Origin of the sequence: Mesorhizobium sp. CA5 (assembly GCF_020165105.1) — a bacterium.
In the GTDB taxonomy this organism is placed as follows: Bacteria; Pseudomonadota; Alphaproteobacteria; order Rhizobiales; family Rhizobiaceae; genus Mesorhizobium.
In genome coordinates, this window is the sequence record NZ_JAIUHJ010000002.1 from 120,147 (window position 1) to 142,277 (window position 22,131).

Here is a 22,131-nt window from a genome sequence, read left to right on the forward strand (position 1 = left end):
TTCAGGGGCGCGGTTTGCGCCCCTGAATTCGCTGGCGACTGCGACCGATCAGTCAGCTAATTGAAATGCCATAGCGCTGCCAAAGAGCGCGAAGCAAAGTCGCCGAACAAAGGGAAGAAATCTCGATATGCGTACTCATGCACAAGCCGTTGTCATTGGCGGTGGTCTGATCGGCTGCTCGATCCTCTATCATCTCGCCAAGTTCGGCTGGACGGATGTCGTGCTTCTGGAACGCAGCGAGCTGACCTCCGGTTCGACCTGGCACGCGGCCGCCAACATCCACGGCCTGCATGATTCCACCAATATCAGCCGGCTGCAGCACTACACGATGGCGCTCTACAAGGAGCTGGAAGCGGAGACCGGCCAGGGCTGCGGTATCTTCCAGCCGGGTTCGCTCTATCTGGCCCAGACCGAGGCCCGCGAGCATCAGCTGCGGCTGCAGGAAGCCAAGGCGCGGCGCTACAAGATGAACTTCTACGAGGTCGGTCGCGACGAAGCGGAGCGACTGCATCCGCTGGTCGATTTCGACGGCATTCGCTGCGTCATGTATGAGCCGGAGGGCGGCAATGTCGATCCGTCGGGCGTGACTGCGGCTTACGCCGCGGGGGCGCGGCAGCGCGGCGCGGAAATCCATCGCTTCACCCCGGTCACGGCGACCGAGGCGCAAGCGGACGGCAGCTGGATCGTGCGCACGCCAAAGGGCGATATCCGCACGCAATGGGTAGTCAACGCCGCCGGCCTGTGGGGCAGGGAGGTCGCCGCCATGGCCGGGCTGCAACTGCCGTTGATCCCGACCGAGCACCAGTATTTCGTCACCGAAACCATTCCGGAAATCGCCTCGATGGGCCGACGCCTGCCGTCGGTCGCCGACCGCGATGGCGAATATTATCTGCGCCAGGAAGGCCTCGGGCTGCTGATCGGCGCCTACGAGCGCAACATGAAATTCTGGGCCGAGGACGGCACGCCGATGGATTTCGGCCATGAGCTGTTTCCCGACGATCTCGACCGCATCGAGGAAAACATGATGCGCGCCATCCAGCGCGTGCCGGCGGTCGCGGCCGCCGGCGTCAAGAAGGTGATCAACGGTCCGATGATCTGGTCTCCCGACAGCGCGGTGCTGTTCGGACCGGCGCCGGAGCTCAGCAATTATTTCTGCTGCAACGGCATTATCCCCGGCTTCTCGCAATCAGGCGGCATGGGCAAGCTCGCCGCCGAGTGGATGATCGAGGGAGAGCCTTCGCTCGACATGTTCGGCTGGGATATGGCGCGCTTCGGCCATTGGGCCGGCAAGGCCTTCACCAAGGCGCGCGTGCAGGACCAGTACAGCCACCGTTTCAAGATCCATTTCCCGAACGAGGAGCGCGCCGCCGGCCGTCCGGTGCGGACACGGCCGGTTTACGAGATGCAGAAGGAGATGGGCGCCGTGTTCGGCCTCAATTTCGGCTGGGAGCATCCGCTTTGGTTCGCGGCCGAAGGCGAGCCGCGCGAGGAAACGATCGGCTTCACTCGGCAGAACTGGTGGGGGCCGGTCGGCCGCGAGGCGCGTATGCTGCGCGAGTATGCCGGCATCATCGACATCTCCAATTTTGCCAAATACGAGATAAAGGGGCCGGACGCGGAAGCCTGGCTGAACGCGCTCTTCGCCAATCGCATGCCGGCCAAGGTCGGCAACTCTTGCCTGACGCCGCTGATCGGCAAGCGCGGCGGCATTGCCGGCGACTTCACCGTGACCAGGCTGGCGGAAGACGAGTTCATGGTGATCGGCTCGGGCATGGCCGAACGCTTCCACCAGCGCTTCTTCAAATCGGTGCCGCTGCCGGAAGGCACGACCTTCCGCTCGCGTACCGAGGATCTCGGCGGCTTCAACGTCGCCGGCCCGAAATCGCGCGAGCTCCTGCAGCGGCTCACCAATGATGATCTGTCGAACGAGGCCTTCCCGTTCATGCGCTCGCGGCAGATCACCGTCGCCGGCGTCGATGTCGTGGCGTTGAGGGTTTCCTTCACCGGCGATCTTGGCTGGGAGCTGCACTGCAAGTCGGCCGACCAGGTCGAGCTCTACCGCGCGCTGCTCAAGGCGGGCGCGGAAGTCGGCGCTGGGCCGGTCGGCTCACGGGCGCTGATGTCGCTGCGCGTCGAAAAGGGCTATGGCAGCTGGAGCCGCGAATACTCGCCGGAATACTGGCCGCAGGAGGTCAAGCTCGATCGCCTGATCAAGACGGACAAGCAATTCCTCAACCGCGACGCCTATCTCGCCGTCGCCGATAAGCCGGCGCGGGATGAACTCATCATGCTTTCCGTGTCGGCCAAGGACGCGGACGCCACCGGCGGCGAGCCGATCTTCCTGCCGGACGGCACGCCGATCGGCCAGGTGTCATCGGGCGCCTATGGCTATTTCGTCGCTCAGTCGCTGGCGATGGGCTACGTCAAGGCCGGAACCGCCAAGGCCGGCGACAAGGTGACCGTCGCCATTCTAGGCCGGCCGCATGACGCGGTGTTGCTCGCGCATCCGCCCTTCGACCCGGAAGGCAAGCGGCTGCGGTCGTAAGGCGCGAACAGCCGGCCACCGCGAGCACACCAGTTTAGAAGAGGACTTCAGACAACTAAAAACAAAGGGGAATCGCATGATCAAACGGCATTTGCTGGGCACGATGCTCGCCCTGGTCCTGACGTCCGCCGCACAGGCGGCCGACATCAAGGTCGTCAACGACGACGCCTGGTTCGCCGAAGGTCCTATCTGGTATCAGGACAAGCTGTTCTACGTCGAATATGGCCGCGGCACGGTCACTGTCTGGGACGGCAAGAAGAACGACATTTTCTGGAAGATGGCTGGCTGCGGCCCCTCGGCCGTGCTGCCGACCACCACCGGCGAGTTCCTCGTCACCTGCTACGACAACAACACGATCGGCCGCATCTCGGCCGACGGCAAGACGCTGCCTGCCTATGACAAGGACACGGACGGCAAGCCGTTCAGCGGACCGAACGATTTCGCGCCGGACAAGGATGGTGGCGTCTATTTCACGGGCTCCGGCAAGGGCGGTCCGCTGATCGACGCTTCGGCCTATTACATCGGCAAGGACGGCAGCGTGAAGAAGGTCGCCGGCGACCTGCACAATGCCAACGGCCTTGTCATGTCGAATGACGGCAAGATCCTCTATCTGGTCGAGACCGAGGACAACCGGATCATCGAGTTCGACGTTTCGTCCGACCACACCTTGAGCAACCGCCGCGTGTTCCTGCGGCTCGACGATCTGTTCCCGAACCAGCCGCATATCTGGCCCGACGGCATCAAGATGGACAAAGAAGGCGAGATGTATATCGGCCAGAGCCCGCGCTCGCTCGACTCGCCAGGCAAGATCATCGTCGTGGACAAAGACGCCAAGCTCTTGCGCACGCTTTCGGTGCCGTCGCCGTCGATGCCGAACTTCGCCTTCGGACCGGACGAGAAGGTGCTTTATGTGATGGCGCTCGACCAGATCGATGCAGCACCCTGGCACGGCAAGGTCTATGAGGTGCCGAATAAATAGAGACTTCGCTGGTAACGGCTCGGTGGCTTAGCCGCCGAACCGGTCCAGCCAGTGGCGGGCGAGGTCGGAGCGGCGGCAGACCCAGATGTCGGGATTGGCGGTGATCTTGTCGAGGAAGCGATCCAGCCCGACCATTCGCCCCGGCCGCGCCGCCAGCCGGCAATGCAGCGACACCGTCATCATGCGCGGGGTCTTCTGGCCTTCCTTCAGCAGCCAGTCGACGCCGTCGCTGACATAGTCGAAGAACTGGCTGCCGGTCTCCAAGCCTGAACCGCGCGAAAAGCGGCTGTCGTTGTTGTCGAAGCTGTGCGGCACGACGAGGTGCCGCTTGGCGCCGACATCGACGAAATAGGGCAGGTCGTCATTGTAGTCGTCGCAGTCGAACAGGAAGCCGCCATGCTCGACCACCAGCCTTCTCGTGTTGAGGCTTGGCCGGCCGGTGTACCACCCGAAGGGATCGATGCCGGTGATGTTTCGCACCGTGTCCACCGTCATGGCGATGTGCTGGCGCTCTTCCTCCTCGCTGAGCGGGGCGTAGTCGATCCAGCGCCAGCCGTGGCAGACGATGTCGCTGCCAAGTGCTGCGATCGCCTTGCCAGCCGCCGGGTTGATCTCAAGCGCGCGCCCGACAATGTAGAAGGTCGGGATGACGCCCTTGTCCCGGAACAGCGAGATGAGCCGCCAGACGCCGACACGCGAACCGTATTCATAAAGCGATTCCATGTTGCGGTTGCGCAGGCCCGGCACGGCGGGCGCGACGGCGAGATCGGACAGGATCGTTTCGGAGACGCCGTCGCCTTCGCCGATCGAGTATTCCGCACCTTCCTCGTAATTGACGACGATGTTGAGCGCCAACTTTGCGCCGCCGGGCCACTCGGCCGGCGGAGGCCGCTCGCCATAGCCGATGAAATCGCGAGCGGGCAGGTACGGTGCGTCTGACGTCATGAAATCCCCTCGGATGAAGCCCTTACCAGCATTGCCGGCCGCGCAGGGCGGTCAGGATACGCAGCGCGCGGTCCATGACTTCCTGCGGCCCGATGGTGATGCGCAGGCAGTCGGTCAGGCCGTAACCGGAGAGGCCGCGCACGATAATGTCGACGCCGCGCAGGGCACTGTCGGCGGCGGCCGCTGCCGCCGCGTCGGCAAAACGCGCCAGAACGAAATTGGTCCGGCTTTCGGGGACTTCGTATCCGGCCGCTCGCAAGCCTTGCGCGAAGCGGTCGCGAATGTCGGCGGTGCGGGTTACGATTGCGCGCGTATAGGCTTGGTCCTCTAGCGCCGCGACGGCCATGGCGAGGCTCACCGTCGAGACCTGGTTGGAGTTCTGCATCTTGCGCACCTCGGCGGCGATCCGCGGCGCGAACAAGCCCCAGCCGATGCGGGCGCCGGCCAGCCCATATGCCTTGGACAGACTACGCAGGATGACGGTGTCGCCGCGCCCGGCCAGCGCGAAGACGGCTTGCGGATCCTGATCGTCGAATTCGCCATAGGCTTGGTCGACCATCAGGAGAACGTCGCCGGGAAGGGCCGCGCGCAGGCGCAGCAGCTCCGCGTTCCTGATGCGCGTGCCGGTCGGGTTGCCCGGATTGCAGACGAACACGATACGCGTCGCCGACGTCACCGCCGCCAGGACGGCGTCGATCGAGACCTCAAAGCCGCGCTCCTGCGTTTTGGCATAGGTCGCCCCGACGCGCGCGGCCGCCGAGGCGGCGAAATTATAGGCATAGTCCGTACCCAGCACGTCAGCGCCCGGTCCGGCGAAGGCCGCGATGGTGCAGGCAATTAGCTCCATCGAACCCGCGCCGCACAGGATGAGATCGCGCTCGATCCCATAGGTTCTTGCGATCGCGTCGCGCAGCAAGGTCCAGTCCGGGTCCGGGTAGAGATGGCTGCGTGCCACAGCGACCCGGCCGGCTTCGATCGCCTTCGGGCTAGGCGGGAAGGCGCTCTCGTTCTGGGCTAGCGTGGGCCGGTCGAAGCCACCGAAATTCGCCAAGGCAAAAGCGGACATGGCCTGGACATGGGTAGTTGCTTTCAGAGGCACGGCATATCCATGCAGGTCTGGCGACCAAATTTGTCGGCAAGGTCTTCCGGAACGGAAGCTATGGCACCGCGACCAAGCCGCAAAGCAAAATTAGCCGGTGCAATGACTGCGGGAATCTGGCCCATGGGAGGGGCCATGTCCAGGCTCTTTTCTTGGATCACATAGGCCGACCTGAAGTCTCTGCTATCAGCGCCTCCGGGCTAATCATGTTATTTTTCAATGGCTTAGCGGTTTCGCGGCCTTGTGGGCGTCAGATTCAGCTGACTTCGTCGGCCCTGCCGCTGACGCCCGCCTGGATCAGCCGGTCGGCGAGGATCGCCAGGAAGGCGATCGACAGGCCGGCGATCAGGCCCATGCCGGCATCGGCCTTGCCGAGCGCGACATAGACTGCCTGGCCAAGATCGCGCGTGCCGACGAGCGCGGCGATTGCCAGCATCGACAGCGCCGCCATGATGGTCTGGTTGAGGCCAAGCATGACGACCGGCAAAGCCAGCGGCAGCTTGGCCTGCAGCAAGGTCTGCATCGGCGTCGCGCCCATCTGCTCGACCGCCTCGACGATATCGGGACGGACATGCCGCAGCCCGTGCTCGACATAGCGGATCGGCGGCACGATGGCGTAGAGCATGATGGCGATCAGCGCCGTGAACTCGCCCACCTTGAAGAACATCAGCGCCGGGATGAGGAAGACGAATTGCGGCATCGTCTGCAGCGCGTCGCAGATCGGCTTCAGGATATGCGAGACGCGATCGTTATGCGCCGCCCATGTGCCGAGCGCGCCGCCGATCAGAAGGCAGAGCAGGACCGCCAGCGTGCAGAGATAGAGCGACTGCACCAGTTGCGGCCACAGCCCGTCGACCAGGATCAGCCCGAAGCCGACAAGCGCGAAAAAACCGAGCCGCGGCCCGGCCACCTGGCCGGCAAGCAACGCGACGGCAAGGATGAAGGCAGGCCAGGGGAGATTGAGAAAGCCGGTATAGAGAACAAGGCCGGCGGCCAGCACGGCCAGCGCCCCGCGCCAACCGAAGCCGCGCAGCGCCAACACGGCCAAGGCCAGCACCAGGACGAGATAAGCCGCGAGCACCGAAGATGGCAATGTGAAGCCCCACATTGCCGGCGTAGCCGAGCCGGCGATGCCGACGCGCATCGGCAGAAGCAGGCAGTAGAGCACCGCATTGCGCACGCCGTTGAAGAACCAGGCGTAGTCGCGCACGAGCGCCAGCAGCCATTGGTTGACGGCGCCCATCTGCATGCGCAGACCGGTTTCCGGCAGAAGCGCCGCATCTGGCGCGGCCAACCGGATGACCACGGCGAGAGCTAGCGCACCCGCCAGTGACAAGGCCAACCGGCGCGGCGTCATCCAGCGCATGGCGGGCGTCGGCCCGGTCTCCGGCGCCTTCGCGAAGCCGATGGTGAGGCGGTCGATGAGGATGGCGAGCAGCGCGATGACGAGGCCGGAGAGGATGCTCTGGCCGAACTCGGCCTTGCGCATCGAGGAGAGCACCTCCCAGCCAATATCCTCGAAGCCACCGATAATGGCGGCGACGATGACCATCGACAGCGCCGCCATGGTCGTCTGGTTGAAGCCGACGAGAAGCTGCGGCAGCGCCGTCGGCACCTCGACCTGCCAGAATTGCTGACGGCGCGTGCAGCCGCTCATCAAGCCGGCCTCGCTGATGGCCGCCGGCACACGGTCCAATCCGAGCATGGTGTTGCGGACCATCGGCGGCGTCGCATAGATCGCCGAGGCGATCAGCCCAACCACCGGACCGAAGCCGAACAGGAGCAGGAGCGGAATGAGATAGGCGAAGGCCGGCACCGTCTGCATCAGGTCGAGCGCGCCGAGCAGGACCGGACGCCAGCGCGGGCGGGCGTAACCCAGAAAGCCAAGCAGGAAGCCGAGCACGGTGGAGATCGGCACCGCCAGCAGCACCAGCGCTAGCGTGTTCATGCTCTGCGGCCAGTAGCCGGCGAGCAGGATATAGGCGAGCGTGGCGAGCGCGAAGATCGCCAACCGCTCACCGCCCGACTTCAGCGCAAGGGCGGCGATCGCCAGCATCACCGCCGGCCAGGGCAGCCAGGCGAGCGCCAGCCGCGCGCCGCGCATCGGCGCATCGAGCAAAGCGGACAGCGCCCGGAAGGCCGGTTGGATGACGGCGACGACAATGTCGGTCACGGCGTTGATGTAGGTAGCCAGCGGCAGCGTCCATTGCTTGGGGAGATTGACCAGCCAGGGAAGCTCGGTTTTGAGAAGCAGGCAAAGCGCCGTCAGGATGGCCAGGCCGCACCAAGGCAGAAGCGCCGGTTCCACCACGAACCGCGATGAGGGTCGAAATGCCGCGGCCGGCGCCGTCATGAGTTCTTGCGCCTTGCCTGCTCGCGTTCGAGCACCGCGAGCACGGCGCTGGCGTCGAGCACCGCCGGCGGGCTGTCACCCACCCCGGAAACGGTGAAGGCCGTGGCGCCCGCGGCGAGTTGCGGGATGAGCGCCTCGAGGCTGGTGTCGGCGACGACGCTTCGTTCCGGCAACAGCGCGCCATTGGCGGGCGTGGCGATGTCGCCGGCCGTGATGACGCGCAACAGCGGCATGTCCTCGGTGAACTGCGCGACATAGTCGTCGGCCGGGTTGAGCACGATGTCGGCGGGACGGCCGATTTGCACGATCTTGCCGGCCCGCATGATCGCCAGCCTGTCGGCAAGCCGGAAGGCCTCGGCGATATCGTGGGTGATGAAGATGATAGTCTTCTTCAGCATGCGCTGCAGGCGCAGGAACTCATCCTGCATCTGCTTGCGGATCAGCGGATCGAGCGCCGAGAACGGCTCGTCGAGAAACCAGAGCTCCGGCCCCACCGCAAGCGAACGGGCGATGCCGACGCGCTGCTGCTGGCCGCCGGAGAGCTGGTGCGGGAAGGATGCCTCGCGGCCTTCGAGTCCGACCAGCGCGATCATCTCGCGGGCGCGGGCCTCGCGTTCCTTCGCCGGCTTGCCCTGAATTTTCAGCGGGAAGGCGACATTGCCCAACACGTTCAGATGCGGCAGCAGGCCGAAATTCTGGAACACCATGCCCATGGCGTGGCGGCGCAGCTCGATCAGTTCCTTGCCGCTGGCGGCAAGCAGGTTCCTACCGTCGAGCAGTATCTCGCCGGCGCTCGGCTCGACCAGGCGCGACAGGCAGCGCACCAGGGTCGACTTGCCGGAGCCGGACAGACCCATGATGACGAATATCTCGCCGGTCGCCACCTCGAAGCTGGCATCGACCACGGCCGGCAGATGCGCTTCGGCGCGCAGGCGCTCGGCCAGCGCATCGGGATCGATGATATAGCCGCGCGAGTCGAAGTAATAGGCCGGGCGCCGGCCATAGACCTTCCAGACATTTCGGCAGGCAAGCTTTATCGGACGCGCGGCCGTGTTCATCCTCAACCACCCGTGCCGATCGCCCGCCCGGCTCCGCGCAGTGCGGAAACCGGGCCTATAGTGCCCTCAGCCTTTGCCAGGCACATCGGCGAATTATCCCTTGGCGGCGTCGAGCCAAGGTTTCCACACCGTCTCGTTCTTGTCGATCCATTCCTTGACGACGGCGTCGAGATCCTTGCCTTGCTTGTCGACGGCCAGCATCATCTTCTGCTGCTCGGTCGCATCCATCTTGAAGGCCTTGAGGAAGGCGTAAGCCGCCGGCCATTTGGCGCCAAAGCCCGACCAGACGATCTTGTCGACGTCGGGGGGCGTGATGCAGTGCTCGTTGGTCTGCTCCTTGCAGGGCGGCATCGTCACCCAGCCGACGTCGTTCTCGGCCAGCGCGTAGTGCGGACCCCAGAACATCATGATGAGCGGCGTCTTGGCGGCTTCGGCGGCTTCCAACTCGGCCACCAGCGCGCCTTCGGAGCCCGACGGCACAGCGGTGTAGGGCATGTTGTTGTCGGCAAGGATGGTGGCCGCGCGCGAGCCCCAATCGGCCGGGTAATCGAGGAAGCGGCCATTGGGCGCGGTTTCGGGCGTCGCCAATGCCTGCACGCATTCGGGCTTGTTCAGCGCAGTCCAGTCCGGCAGGCCGGGGCAGACCTTTTCCATGAATTTCGGATAGATCCAGCCTTCCTGCGTCTTCAGATCGAGCTTGCCGATGTCCTCGATCTGCTTGGCGGCCAGCACTTTCGGATAGATGTCGCCGACATTGTTCAACCAGATCTCGACCGATGCGCTGAGCGAGCCGTCGGCGAGGCCCGAAAATTGCGGGAAATTGCCGGCGGTGACGTATTCGACCTTATAGCCGAGCTTCTCCAGAAGCTGGCCTGCGATGTGCGTGGAGACGTGCGCGCCCGTCCATTCCAGCATGGCGAGCTTGATCGGCTCGTCCTTCGCGCCAAGATCGGCGCTTTGCCCGGCCGTCGTTGCGGCAAGCATCAGCGCGAGGCCAAGACCGGCCCCTTGCAAGGCATTTCTTATTTTCATGTCAGTTCCCCTGTCTGTTGATGGTCCTTCCGTCTATTCCGGTCTCCTCCCACGAGACCGGAATCCATCGCCCCCCACCGACGCTACCACAAGGCGCCGCCGGTGATCTGGATGTTTTCCATGGTGATCCCCCTGGCGAGATCCGAGCAGAGGAAGACGGCGAGCGCCGCGATTTCCTCTGGCTGCATCATGCGCCCCTGGGGATTGCCTTTCGTGAACTCGTCCATCAGTTCCTCTGCACTGCGGCCCTTGCCTTCGCGCTCGACGACCTGCGCCACGTTGCGGCGCATCAGCTCGGTCTCGACCCAGGTCGGACTGATCATGACGCAGGTGACGCCGTGTGCTGCGCCTTCGAGCGCCACGCAACGCGTCAGCCCGAGCAGGCCGGCCTTGGAGGCGCAGTAAGCAGGATTGTCCTTCCAGCCGACGGAAGCCGCGGTCGAGCCGATGTTGACGATGCGGCCCCAGCCGCGTTCGATCATGCCGGGCAGGACCGCGCGGGTCGTACGGAACGCCCCGGTGAGATTGGTGTCGACGATCTTGTCCCAGAGCTCGTCGGAATGGCCGCAGACCGGTTGCTCGGCCGTGGTGCCGGCGGCGTTGACCAGGATGTCTGCCGGGCCGACTGCCGCCTGGGCTTCGGCAAAGAAGAGATTGGTGAGCGCGCTGTCGCGCACGTCGAGATGGGCGGCGTGCACCTTGGTGCCGTGGGCAGCCAGCGCTGACTTGACGCGCTCGATCTCGTCGGCGCCGGGATAGTAGGCGGCATCCGCCGCCCTGTCCGCCTGCGGCGACGCCACATAGGAGCCGACGGCGACATTGGCGCCGGCCTTGGCGAGCGCCGTGGCGATGGCAAAACCCATGCCGGAAAAGCCGCCGGTGACGATGGCGCTGCGGCCGGTGAGGTTGGTCATCGCGAACGTGCTCCGTGTTCACACTGCAAGATAGCCTCCGTCGACGACCATTTCGGAGCCGGTGACGAATTTCGATTCGTCCGAGGCGAGGTAGAGGACCATGTAGGCGATGTCGTTGGGTTCGCCGAGGAAGCCGATCGGATGGCGCGACAGCGCCTTCGCCTTCTCCTGCTCGAGCGTGCCCAAATCGCGCAGATAATTCTCGGTCTGCGGCGTCCAGATATAGCCGGGGTGGATCGAATTGCAGCGGATGCCGTAGCGCTGCTCGGCACAGTGTACGGCCACCGCCTTGGTCAAGGTGCGCACGCCGCCCTTGGAGGCGCAGTAGGCGGCAAGATCCGCCTCGCCGATGACGCCGTCGATGGAAGAGAGATTGATGATCGATCCGCCGCCGGATTTCTTCATCAGCTTGATGCCTTCCTGGCAGCCGAGGAAGACGCCGTCGAGGTTGATCGCCATGGTGCGCCGCCATTCGGGTAAAGAGGTATCCTCGATGTTCCGAGCGATGGCGATGCCGGCGTTGTTGACCAGCACGTCGAGCCGGCCGAAGCGCTGCTCGATCGCCGCCATGGCGGCAGACCAATCCTCGGACTTCGAGACGTCATGGCGAAGCGCCAACGCCTCGCCGCCAACTTTGACAATCTGCGCCGCCGTATCGCCGGCGAGCCTCTCGTCTATGTCGCTGACGACGAGCCTGGCGCCTTCCGACGCCAGCAAAAGCGACGACGCCCGTCCGAGGCCGAGACCGGCCCCGGTAACGAGCGCCACCTTGCCTGCGACGCGGCCCATTTGCGGCATCAGCCTCCTTTGTTCGACGGCTCCAGCGGCTTGCCAAGCCAATCGCGATAGAATCCTTCGAGATCGGGCTCGAAATCATGCACGATCGGGTAGCCGGGCGCCGCCGCCTCGACCTCATGCAGCGTGCCACATTCAGGGCAGATGAATTCGCGGATCTCCATCCAGTCCGGATCCGGCAGATCGCTGTTGGGGTAGATCTCGCGCAGCGTCTCCTCGCTGTCGCGCACGATGATCGCCGCCTTCAGCTTCCAGTTCTTGCGATAGTCGCCGAAGGAATGGCCGCATTCGCATTTCGTCACCCGCTCGTCGCCGCTCTGGCAGATGAACAGATGGTCGCCGACCGGAAGCAGGATCGGATCGCTCCAGCCGACGCGGTCCTGCAGCACCGAGACATATTTGAAGAAGCGGTCGTCGTCCTTGTAGGCGCTCATGATGCGGCGCGTCTGCGGCCAGGGCAGCGTGCCGGCAACCAGGTCGGCGATGACTTCCTTGCTGTATGAGGTCATGGTCCCTTACTCCACGCCGAAGGTCGATTTGGCGTCGACATCCCAGAAGGTCGAAAAATCCTTGGTGAAGCGCGGCGAAAGCTTGATCGCGCTGACATACATCTTCCTCACCTCGGGCGCGAAATCGGCCGCCTTCACCCTTTCGCGCTCGCTGGCGATCCATTCCGAAACCGGTTTTGCACGGGCCAAACGTCGCGCCCGCATCTCGGCACGATGGCGCTTGGTGGCGTCCAGATTGGCGACCGGGAAGCCTTCCTCGTCCTCATCGAGCACGATGCCGAAGATGCCTTCGGCTGCCTCCTTGGTGAGGAAGCCGTTCTCGACATCCCAGGCGGTCTTGACCGGATCGCGCTCGAGCACATCGCCGTAACCGCCGCCGCCATTGTAGGAATGGGTGAAGACGTCGCCGGTTTTGTGGGGTGCTGTGATGTATGGCCCTTCGAGCGTCACATGCTCGCCTTCCAGCCGCATTTCCAGCTCCGAGCGGTACGGGTTGGTGCCGGTGTGGTGGGCCAGCGGCGCGCCATTTTCGGCCAGCTCGAAGATGTTGCTCTCGCGCACTGCGCGGTGCTTCTGGCAGGTCGGCGCCGGATAGCCGCCGCAAAGCCCGCCATTGTCGAAGACGCGCGAGGAATGTTCGGACGTGACCAGCCTGAGATGATCGGTCTTGCTCACCAGCCAGGTCGACAGGAAGGAGCAGCCGCCGCGATATTTGCCGGCGCCGCCGGAGTTGGGGACGATGGAGCGGCCGATATAGAGCATCGGCATGTTCTGTTCCCATATCTCGATGTTGCCCATGTCGGATTCCGGGTTCCAGCCGACATAGGCGGTGTCCAAGCCGTCCTTGATCGCGAGCGCGCCGGACCCGGCGGCGGCGCATTCGAAATGCGCCATGCCGAAGGGCGTGCCGTATTGGCTGGTGCCCCCCATCTCGATCATCGGGCTGTTGACCTGGCCGACAAAGGCCTCCTCGACGAAGCCGCGGGCGATGAAGGAGCGCGACAGGAGCCGCTGGAAGACGCCATAGGCGGGCAAAAGCAACGCCCAGGAAGTCGCCGTCGCCACCATCTCGTTGTCGGGGTTGGTCCAGGTGCCCTTGGGCAGCTTCAGTTCGGTCGCCATCCAGGCGCCGTCATTAACGAGACCTTCGAAATTCATGTGCTGCGTCAGCGTCACGAACATGCCGCCATCCATGCCGGCCGGCGTGCAGTTCATCGAATGGTAGCCCCAGGGCTGCGTGCCCTCGAAGTCCATGACGATCTTGCCGTCGGTGGTGATCTCCATCTCGATCGGCATGTTGTAGAGCCAGTCGGGATCGCCGAGCGGCTGGTAGCCGGGCTTGCCCTTGGTGACGTGCCCGTAAAAAGTGTGGCCGCGATAGATGCCGGGCACGGTGAGCTGACGGGTGCGGGCGAGCTGGGCGCGGCGGCCCTCCTCGATGAATTCCTTCGACACCTGCATCCAGTAGTCGAGGCCGATCTCGTCGATCAGCGCCTTGACGCTTTCGCGCATGTCGATGCACGACGCCACCTTGGCCTTCTCGTCCAGCACCCAGTAGATCGGCATGCGGAGATTGCGCTCGCAGCGGATGACGTAGTCGCGCCGAAGCTCGTCGTTCTCACCGACCTTCTCGGCGCAGACGAAGAGGCCCTCGGTGAAACGTTCCTGCGCCAGCGCAACGTCGCCGCCCGGCGTGATGCCGCCGGCTTCGAGCTCGTGGCAGACCGCACCGGCCCAGCCGACGAGCTTGCCGGAATGGAAGATCGGCACCACGTCCATCACATCCGGCACCTGCACGGTGCCGATGAAGGCGTCATTGTTGGCGAAGATGTCGCCATCACGGATCTGCGGGTTTTCCTCGTAGCCGTTGCGGATCATCCATTTGATGAAGCGGCTCATCGTGTGCACATGCACCATGATGCCGTTGGAAAGCGCGATGGCATCGCCTTCCGGCGTGTAGATGGCGACGACCATCTCGCCGACCTCGCGCACGCCGGGCGAGGCGGAGATGCGGCGCGCCATCTCGCGGGCCGATACGCAGTAGGCGCGCAATTTGGTGTGCAGCGTCTCGAATTTCAGCGGATCCTGGTTGCGCAGCTTGAGCTCGGTGATGCCGTCATAGCAGCCGGTCTCGTCCATCAGCCGTTCGGATTCGAGCAGCCTTTCGCGGATGCGCAGCGCAGAGGCGGGTTTGTCCAGCATGACGTTCGCCCTTCTCAAGCGTGAGTGTAGTGCAGCAGCGTCCATTCATCGACATGGACGCGATCCTGCGGATGGACGACGAGCGTCGTCGCCGGATGTTCGATGATGGCGGGGCCGACAACTTCGTGGCCGGGTTGCAGCAAGTCCATCTCGTAGAGATTCGCCTTGTGCCAGCGGCCCCCGATATAGGCCTCGCGCACGCCCTTGTGGGCGGACGCCGGATCGGATTTGCCGAGCGGCCGCTTGACCAGCATCGGCTTGACCTTGTCGGCGGTGGCGATCAGCCCGAGCTCGGTGATCGAGAAGCCGGCCTCGCCATAGCGCGAGACGCGGTGGTTGACCTTGGCATAGACCGCCTCGAACTCGGCGATGACCTTGCGCATGTCGTCGGCCGAGCGAACCGCCGACAGCGGCGCCATGACCTCGACGTCCTCGAGCTGGCCGGTGTAGCGCATCATCAGGAACGGCACGGTCTTGATCTTGTCGTGGCTGTGGCCGTCGGCGATCATTTCGTCGACCGCAGCCTTGGTGAGATCGTCCCAGACATTGGTCACCTTCTTGCCAAAGGCCTGCAATTCGTCATCGCTGGCGCGGGCGCCGATGTCGATCTGCGTCGACACCGAATGGCGGCGCATGAAATCGGCCGTGGTGCAGCCGAAGGCCGAGAAGGCTGCGGCGAACTGGAAGGTGATGATGTCCTTGAAGCCGATGCCCCTGGAGCAGCCGGCGAGATGCAATGGCCCCGAGCCGCCATAGGACAGAAGCGTGAATTCCGAGGGGTGAATGCCCTGGCCGGAGATGACGCGGCGGAGCGCATTGTTAGCGTCGGCCTCCAGCATGTCGATCATGCCTTCGGCAGCTTCCTCGACACCGACGCCGAGCACGCGGGCGCATTTCTCCTCGAAGGCTTTGCGCGCCTTCTCGACCTGCAGCACGACCTTGCCGCCGAGGAAGTAATGCGGGTTCAAGCGGCCGAGGATAGCATCGCAATCGGCGATGGTTGGTTCGGTGCCGCCCTTGGCGAAGCAGATCGGGCCGGGATCGGAACCGGCGCTTTCCGGTCCGAGCGAGACTTTTCGGGTCAGCGGGTCGACCTTCAGGATCATGCCGGCGCCAGCGCCGATCGTGTCGAGATGCAGCGTCGGCACGTTGAGCTTGAAGCGGTCCATCAGCGGCTCGTTCTCGATCCGCGTCTGGCCGCGCGTGATGACGCCCATGTCGAAGGACGTGCCGCCCATATCCGAGCAGATCAGCGAGTCGTTGCCAATCAGCTTGCCGACATAGGCCGCGCCGAGAATGCCGCCGATCGGCCCGGAGATCATCGTCTCGTGCAGGCGCGGATGGTCGATCGAGGTCAGGCCACCGAAGGAGAGCAGCGTCTGCACGCCATATTTGAAGCCGTATTTCTTGGAGACGTCCTCAATGCCTTTGAGCTGCTTGCGGCCGCGCGAAGTGGCGTAGGCCTCGATCAGCACCGAGTTCAGCCGCGACTGCTCGCGGATGACCGGACGCACCTCATGGCTGGTGTAGACGAGGATGTCGGCGCCGGCGGTGGCGATCTCCTCGCGACAGATCTCGGCAATGCGTTTCTCATGCGCCGGATTGACGTGAGAGAAGATGGTCATGATGCAGATCGCCTCGACCTTGTCGGCAATCAGCTTCTTGGCGGCCGCATGCACCTCGTGCTCGTAGAGCGGCAGGATGACGTCGCCGAACTGGTCGATGCGCTCGGTGACGCCATGGGTGCGGCGGCGCGGCACCAGCGGATCGGGATGGTGATGGGTGACCGCGTGCAGGCGGTCGGCATAAGAATAGTCGGCCCAGGCCTGCAGGCCGCGGCCCATGAGGATCATGTCCTCGAGGCCCTTGGTGGTGATCAGCCCGAGCTTGCGGCCGGTGCGCGACAACAGCGTGTTGAGCATGCCGGTGCCGGAATAGAGCACGACGTTGACGCCTGAGAACAGGTCCTGCAGCGAGATGCCCCAGGCATCGGCCGCATCCTCGGCGGAGGCGAGGAAGCCCTCGGCCTCGTTCTTCGGAGTGGTCGCCGACTTGCCGATCTTGAAGTGGCCGTCCTGATCGACAAGGATCGTGTCGGTCATGGTGCCGCCAGCGTCGATGCCGATGACGATTGGGTTGGTGGTAATCTGGTCCACGGGTCGCTTTCCCTTGCCGAGAGTGACCGCAGGCTAGATTCCCAAAGCCGGATCGCGCCATATGCCTAAAGACACAATGACGCTTGGGCCGGGTTCGCCGAGAAAAGGGCATGCGCATGGGCAACATCTGGGCGCCGCTGGCCAAGGCGATCGCCGCCACCGGCACCGACCGGCATGTCGACTGCCTGATCGACCTGATCGGCGCCGACATCGCGCATGACCTGGTGACGGTGACGCGCTACTCGGCGACCAAGACGCCGGAATTCGTCAAGCACCGGCGCTTCTCCGACGAGATGGTGCGGCGCTATCTCGACAATTACTACGTCTTCGATCCGTTCTATGCCTCGTGGCGCAGCCAGCGCCGGCTAGGCATCATGCCGCTGAAAGGTCTGGCCAACGAGGAGGCCAAACGCGGGCAGTACATAGCCGGTTTCCTGGCGCAGTCGGAAATCTGCGACGAGGTCGGCATCATGTTGGCCGATGGCGGCGACTGGTGCCTCGGCATCTTCCTCGACCGCTCGACGGTGTCGTTCAAGGACAGCGAGATCGCGCTGCTCACCGAGCGATTGCCGGTGTTCGAGGCGCTGCATGCGCTGGACATCAAAGCACGCGGCTCAGACTTCTCCCGCACCTCGGCGCCCAGTGGTCCCGGCGCCTCGCCGCAGCAGAAGCCCAGAATTCCGGAAAGCCTCTGGCCCGAGCTTTCATCGCGCGAGCGCGAACTGGTGCAGCTCATCCTCGCCGGCCATCCCACCGCCAACATTGCCGAGCGGCTCGGCATCACCGTCGGCACGGTGAAGAACCACCGCCGCCGCATCTATGAAAAGCTCGACATCACCACCGAGCGTGAATTGTTCCTGCAGTTCTTCCAACATCTGGGTCCAGCAGCGTAGCTGACATCGGTCAGGAGCAGCGAAATCGCTGAACCGGATCGATTCAATGCTCTTGCGGCCGGATATCGGTTCTGAACCAGATCACAATGCGAGAATAATGTCCGTTCTTGAAGGTTCCGCTGCCCTAAGCTGCCGGCCCGCTTGCGGCCCAAACGCCGACCGCAGCTTATCCTTTGACTTCCGGGGGTTGAAACGTCCCTACAGGTTAGTCGCTGTAAATCTCTCGATCTCGACAAGAACTGACTGCGCGGACGGACCTTGCCCGAGGTGAGAGGTACCTTCATCGCTAGTAAGCTCGGAAGAGAAATCATGTTGACGCTCTGCCGATTGTGATACGGCGCGGCATTCGGCCTGGGTGGCTTGTCACCGGCCTGACGCCTGGAACGAGCTGGTCAGAGATCAGCCGGATATAGTGGCTCTATCAAGCCGGTCGCCGCTGCCCGTGGAGCACGATCGGGTCACTGGGTCCGCCAGTCATACTCTTGCCGGAACCCAAGGACGTCGCGCAGCTTCCGGTTGGAGATCGGTCCCTCAAATGCGTCCATGGCGCGGGTGACCGGTATGTTGGGCACATGCTTCCTGAGAAACTCCGCCGTCGGCAATTCAGACACGATGGTGTCGTTGACGGCGTTGAATATCTGGAATCCCAAGCCGTCCCTCTCGACGCACAGGTCGACGATCTGACCGAGATCGCGCACGTCCATATAGGTCCAGGCGTCGCGCCGCCGCTTCGAGGGATCGGCCAGGAATTCCGGAAAGCGGGCATAGTCCTTCGGCTCGACGACGCCACCGATCCGCAGGGCATAAATGTCGACTCCGGTGCGAGAGGCGAAAGACCGCGCGATCTTCTCGCCGAGCAGTTTGGAAAGGCCGTAGCTGTCGGTCGGATCGGCGTCGTAGTCCTCATCCATCGGAAACGACTTGAAATCGCGTTCGCCTTCGGCAAAGCAGACGCCATAGACCGTCTCGCTGGAAGCCGTGATGATCTTGCGTATGCCGAGCTTGGTGGCGGCCTCGACCACATTGTAGGTCGACTGCACATTGGCGGCGAACATGGCGTTGTCCGGCCGCAGGAATATCCGCGGCAGCGCCGCGAAATGGACCACCGCATCGACCGGCCGGCGGCCCTTGCCGCCGAAATATTCATTGAACCCGAAATGCAGCGTCAGCGCATTGTAGGCTTCGCCGGCGTCGGCAAGGTCGGTGATGACGGTGTCGACACCCGGCAGATCGAGCGGAGTCAGGTCGAGGTTGAGGACCTGATGCCCGCGTTTCAGCAGATAGGGTATGACGTGCCGACCGATCTTGCCGCTGCCGCCGGTGAAGATGATTCGCTTGCCCATGGTTTCCTCCAAAAGAATTTATTGGTCGAGCAGCGGATCCCGCCAGCCGGCGGGTCGCCCGCTATTCAAATATGCCGAAGCCAGGAACCGCGTGCTTGCGCACACCATCCATGTCGAGCTCGACGCCGATGCCGGGAACGTCGGACACCGCGATATGGCCGTCCTCGACGATGGACCTTGCGCCGTCCGGCAGGCGGACATAGCTGTCCCACGCGTCCCGTTCCTCAAGCGCGTGCCATTCCAGCACCAGGAAGTTCGGCACGCTGGCGCAGACATGGCAGGTCGCCATCGTGCCCAGCGGCGTCGACACCAGATGCGGCGCGAAGGGCACATAATACATCTCGGCGAGGTTGGCGATCTTGCGGCTTTCCGCAAGGCCGCCGCATTTCGGCACATCGGGCATGACGACGTCGGCCCCGTAATTCTGGAACAGCTCGCGAAAGCCCCAGCGCAGATAGAGGTTTTCACCGACGCAGATCGGCGTTTTCGTACGCATTCTGATCTGCTTCAGAGCCTCGACATTTTCCGCCGGGATCGGCTCTTCGAGCCACAGAAGATTGAAGCGCTCCATCTCGGCGGCGATGCGGCTGGCGCTCAACACATCGTAGCGCGCATGCAAATCGATGCAGAGATCGACGTCGGGACCAACAGCGTCGCGCACCGCCGCCACACGTTCCACCATGAAGCGGAGTTCCGCGCCGTTGATGGTGTGGTTCATCCGGTCGAATTTCGTTGGATGGTGCAGATTGTCGATATCGAACTTAAGCGCCGTGAAGCCCTCCGCAACCATGCGGCGGGCGCGGGCCGCACATCCCTGCGGCGATCCCGATTCGTCATCGCCGTCGCCGCAATCGGCATAGAGCCTTATCCGGTCGCGGAACTTGCCGCCAAACATGCGGTAAAGCGGCTGGCCGGCGGCTTTCGCCGCCACGTCCCACAGCGCCATTTCGAGCCCGGTGAGGGCGATGAGAAAGACGCCGGCCTGCGCGCCGGAAAACACGTGATCGCGGCGGATCTTGTCCCAGCAATATTCGACATTGCGCGGATCCTCGCCGATCAATTCCGACTTCAGTTCCGAAATCAACCCGACGATTGCGGCGGCACCTGCATCGGGGTTGGCTTCGCCATAACCGGAGATACCGGCGTCCGTATCGATCCGGATCAGCGTCGCCTTGCCGTGATAGGCGACGACCGCTGTCTTGATATCCACGATCTTCATCGGATCCTTCTCCCCGTAATGGCGCCGCACTTTACAGCACACAATTCTGGCTAAATGCCAACTTGTCTAATAAGCATACAAGATTGCCGAATAAGGCGTAAACCCCCTTTGAGAGATTTTGCGTCAGCCGGCTTCAGAGCCTCCCGCCTTACCTTGAATTATTTGGGAATTTGCGGTTTTTGGCGACAAATTGCGATTCCCGGAGAACGCACTTGTTAGACGAGTATATAAGCGTATAAATTGGGTAACGGCAGGGCCATGGCCCATATATGCCGGCAATCGGGAGGAACAGGATGCAACAGCGACAGCTGGGATCGTCGCCGGTCAAGGTATCGGAAATCGGACTTGGGACTTGGGGCATGTCGGGCGCGTTTTGGGGCGCGGCCGACGATAAGGAATCGATCCGGGTGATCCGACGCGCGCTCGAGCTTGGCATCACGCTAATCGATACGGCCGAGGCCTATGGACACGGCCATGCCGAGGAAGTCGTCGGCGAGGCACTGGCCGGCCGCCGCGACAAGGCCGTCATCGCGACCAAGGTCGCGCCCAATCATCTGGAACCCGCCGCGATAGAGGCGGCGCTCGACGGTTCGCTGAAGCGCATGCAGACAGACCATGTCGACGTCTATTTCGTCCACTGGCCGAACTCGGAGTTTCCGATCGGCCCGACCATGGAGATGATGGAGCGGCTGCGCGCGTCAGGACGGATCAAGGCGGTCGGCGTCTCGAATTTCAGCACCGCCGACATGGACAGCGCCCGCCAGCATGGCGTCATCGACGTGCTGCAGCCGCCCTACAACATGCTCTGGCGCGAGGTTGAGGCCGAAACGCTGCCCTATTGCCGCAAGCACAATATCGGCGTCATGCCATACAGCGGCCTGGCTCAGGGACTGCTCACCGGCACGCTGTCACCGGACACGAAATTCGTCGAGGGCGATGAGCGGCGCACAACGGTGCTGTTCCAGCCGGGCACCTATGAGCGGGCGGTGAATGCCGTCGACCTCCTCAAGCCGATCGCGGCGCGCTACGGCAAGACGGTTCCGCAGCTTGCGATCCAGTGGCTCACCAGCAGGCCGGGCGTCAGCTCGCCGCTGGTCGGCGCCCGCACCGTCAAGGAGCTGGAGGAAAACGTCGAGAGCGCCGGCTGGACGATTCCCGACGCGGACATTGCCGCCATCGACAGGATCACGGCCCCGATCTGGGCGGAAATCAAGGACAAGGGCGACATGTTCGGTTTCCGCGCACGCCAGCGCCAGGAACAACAAGCGAAGAGGGCCTAGGGCCCCCTCTCAATTCAACGCCGTGTCCTCCCGGCACGCTGCGGCGCGGCCAGCGCAAATGCTGGCTGCGCTGCTTCTTCACCGAGGCAAGCCGACCGCGGTGGTTTTCTTGAGGTGCCGGCGCATCGCTTCTTCGGCTCTCTTTTCATCGCGCGCCACGAGCGCCTCGTAGATTGCCCTGTGCATTTCGGTTGCCGAGGGGAGCGCATGCGGCATCTGATTGCTGATGCGCCTGCTTGCCATCTGCCACCACCGAGACGAATACATGAAGCGGTCGAGAATCCTGTTCTGCGCTGCCCGGCAAATCTCCATGTGGAAATCCAGGTCGAGCTTCAGATAGGCATCCGGATTGTCTTCGCTCGCCGACATCGCCGCCAGCAAGGTGCCGAGACGCTCGAGGTTCTCCTTGGTCATGTGCTTGGCCGCGATGGCGGCGATCGCCGGCTCGATGATTATCCGCGTCGCGTGCGCTTCGGCCAGGATCTCGCGCATCTGCTCGGGCGGCAGCCAGTCGATGAGCAATGGGCTGAGGTAATCCCACTCCTCGGCGGGGCGCAGCACCACGCGCCGTCCCTGCGCGATCTCGATCATATCGAGCGACGCCAGGATCTTCAGCGCCTCTCGCGCGACCGCGCGCGAGACTCCGAACTCCTGAAGGATCTGCTGTTCCGACGGCCCCTGGGCGCCGGCGACACCGCTGCCGGCGATGCGTCGCGCCAGCACACCAGCTACCTGCTTGGGCAAAGTTTGAAGCTTGACCTCGACGGTATCCATCACTAACATCCACTTGTCTGATAAGCTTATAGGCT

Annotated in this window: 17 protein-coding genes; 4 read left to right on the plus strand and 13 right to left on the minus strand. The window is 63.6% G+C overall.

Going from position 1 to position 22,131, the window contains the following annotated elements; translation table 11 throughout:
- The first annotated feature begins 127 nt into the window (after positions 1-127).
- A complete protein-coding gene (locus LB529_RS03550; protein WP_224710204.1) occupies positions 128-2,545 on the plus strand; it encodes an FAD-dependent oxidoreductase in 2,418 nt (805 codons plus the stop codon).
- A gap of 76 nt (positions 2,546-2,621) precedes the next feature.
- Complete coding sequence (locus tag LB529_RS03555) at positions 2,622-3,524, plus strand: SMP-30/gluconolactonase/LRE family protein (RefSeq protein WP_224710205.1); 903 nt, start codon at positions 2,622-2,624, stop codon at positions 3,522-3,524.
- A gap of 27 nt (positions 3,525-3,551) precedes the next feature.
- Here the strand turns inward: LB529_RS03555 and LB529_RS03560 are convergent, their stop codons facing one another.
- The 10 genes from LB529_RS03560 to LB529_RS03605 form a co-directional block, all read right to left on the minus strand.
- Positions 3,552-4,469: an allantoinase PuuE gene (locus LB529_RS03560; RefSeq protein ID WP_224606358.1), complete on the minus strand. Its 918-nt coding sequence runs from the start codon at positions 4,467-4,469 to the stop codon at positions 3,552-3,554.
- A gap of 22 nt (positions 4,470-4,491) precedes the next feature.
- Positions 4,492-5,568: a pyridoxal phosphate-dependent aminotransferase gene (locus LB529_RS03565; protein WP_224710206.1), complete on the minus strand. Its 1,077-nt coding sequence runs from the start codon at positions 5,566-5,568 to the stop codon at positions 4,492-4,494.
- 256 nt (positions 5,569-5,824) lie between these two features.
- Positions 5,825-7,876 carry an ABC transporter permease gene (locus tag LB529_RS03570; protein ID WP_224710207.1) on the minus strand — a complete coding sequence of 684 codons (2,052 nt, stop codon included), beginning with the start codon at positions 7,874-7,876 and terminating at the stop codon, positions 5,825-5,827.
- A 41-nt stretch (positions 7,877-7,917) separates the two neighbouring features.
- The gene (locus tag LB529_RS03575) at positions 7,918-8,979 is read right to left on the minus strand and encodes a glycine betaine/L-proline ABC transporter ATP-binding protein (RefSeq protein ID WP_140839232.1); all 1,062 of its coding nucleotides are present in this window, start codon (positions 8,977-8,979) and stop codon (positions 7,918-7,920) included.
- Between the two features lie 93 nt (positions 8,980-9,072).
- Positions 9,073-10,011 (minus strand): ABC transporter substrate-binding protein, encoded by a 939-nt coding sequence (locus tag LB529_RS03580; RefSeq protein ID WP_224542991.1) that lies wholly within the window; start codon positions 10,009-10,011, stop codon positions 9,073-9,075.
- Positions 10,012-10,094: 83 nt separating this feature from the next.
- On the minus strand, positions 10,095-10,925 hold the full coding sequence (locus LB529_RS03585) for an SDR family NAD(P)-dependent oxidoreductase (protein ID WP_224710208.1): 831 nt from the start codon (positions 10,923-10,925) through the stop codon (positions 10,095-10,097).
- 18 nt (positions 10,926-10,943) lie between these two features.
- Complete coding sequence (locus LB529_RS03590) at positions 10,944-11,714, minus strand: glucose 1-dehydrogenase (RefSeq protein WP_224710209.1); 771 nt, start codon at positions 11,712-11,714, stop codon at positions 10,944-10,946.
- A gap of 8 nt (positions 11,715-11,722) precedes the next feature.
- Positions 11,723-12,229, minus strand: a complete 507-nt coding sequence (locus tag LB529_RS03595) for an acetone carboxylase subunit gamma (RefSeq protein WP_095768577.1) — start codon at positions 12,227-12,229, stop codon at positions 11,723-11,725.
- Between the two features lie 6 nt (positions 12,230-12,235).
- Positions 12,236-14,431, minus strand: coding sequence for a hydantoinase B/oxoprolinase family protein (locus LB529_RS03600; protein ID WP_224710210.1), 2,196 nt, complete (start codon positions 14,429-14,431; stop codon positions 12,236-12,238).
- A gap of 14 nt (positions 14,432-14,445) precedes the next feature.
- Positions 14,446-16,587: a hydantoinase/oxoprolinase family protein gene (locus LB529_RS03605; protein WP_224600567.1), complete on the minus strand. Its 2,142-nt coding sequence runs from the start codon at positions 16,585-16,587 to the stop codon at positions 14,446-14,448.
- A gap of 110 nt (positions 16,588-16,697) precedes the next feature.
- Here LB529_RS03605 and LB529_RS03610 point away from each other — a divergent pair, with 110 nt between their 5' ends.
- Positions 16,698-17,480, plus strand: coding sequence for a helix-turn-helix domain-containing protein (locus LB529_RS03610; RefSeq protein WP_140839218.1), 783 nt, complete (start codon positions 16,698-16,700; stop codon positions 17,478-17,480).
- A 458-nt stretch (positions 17,481-17,938) separates the two neighbouring features.
- Here the strand turns inward: LB529_RS03610 and LB529_RS03615 are convergent, their stop codons facing one another.
- Both LB529_RS03615 and LB529_RS03620 read right to left on the minus strand, forming a co-directional pair.
- Positions 17,939-18,823: an NAD-dependent epimerase/dehydratase family protein gene (locus LB529_RS03615; RefSeq protein ID WP_224710211.1), complete on the minus strand. Its 885-nt coding sequence runs from the start codon at positions 18,821-18,823 to the stop codon at positions 17,939-17,941.
- Positions 18,824-18,884: 61 nt separating this feature from the next.
- Complete coding sequence (locus tag LB529_RS03620; protein WP_224710212.1) at positions 18,885-20,042, minus strand: mandelate racemase/muconate lactonizing enzyme family protein; 1,158 nt, start codon at positions 20,040-20,042, stop codon at positions 18,885-18,887.
- 293 nt (positions 20,043-20,335) lie between these two features.
- Here LB529_RS03620 and LB529_RS03625 point away from each other — a divergent pair, with 293 nt between their 5' ends.
- Positions 20,336-21,322 carry an aldo/keto reductase gene (locus LB529_RS03625; RefSeq protein ID WP_224710213.1) on the plus strand — a complete coding sequence of 329 codons (987 nt, stop codon included), beginning with the start codon at positions 20,336-20,338 and terminating at the stop codon, positions 21,320-21,322.
- A gap of 78 nt (positions 21,323-21,400) precedes the next feature.
- On the opposite strand, the gene LB529_RS03630 is transcribed toward LB529_RS03625, so the two are convergent.
- Positions 21,401-22,096, minus strand: a complete 696-nt coding sequence (locus LB529_RS03630; protein ID WP_224600571.1) for a FadR/GntR family transcriptional regulator — start codon at positions 22,094-22,096, stop codon at positions 21,401-21,403.
- Between the last annotated feature and the right edge of the window lie 35 nt (positions 22,097-22,131).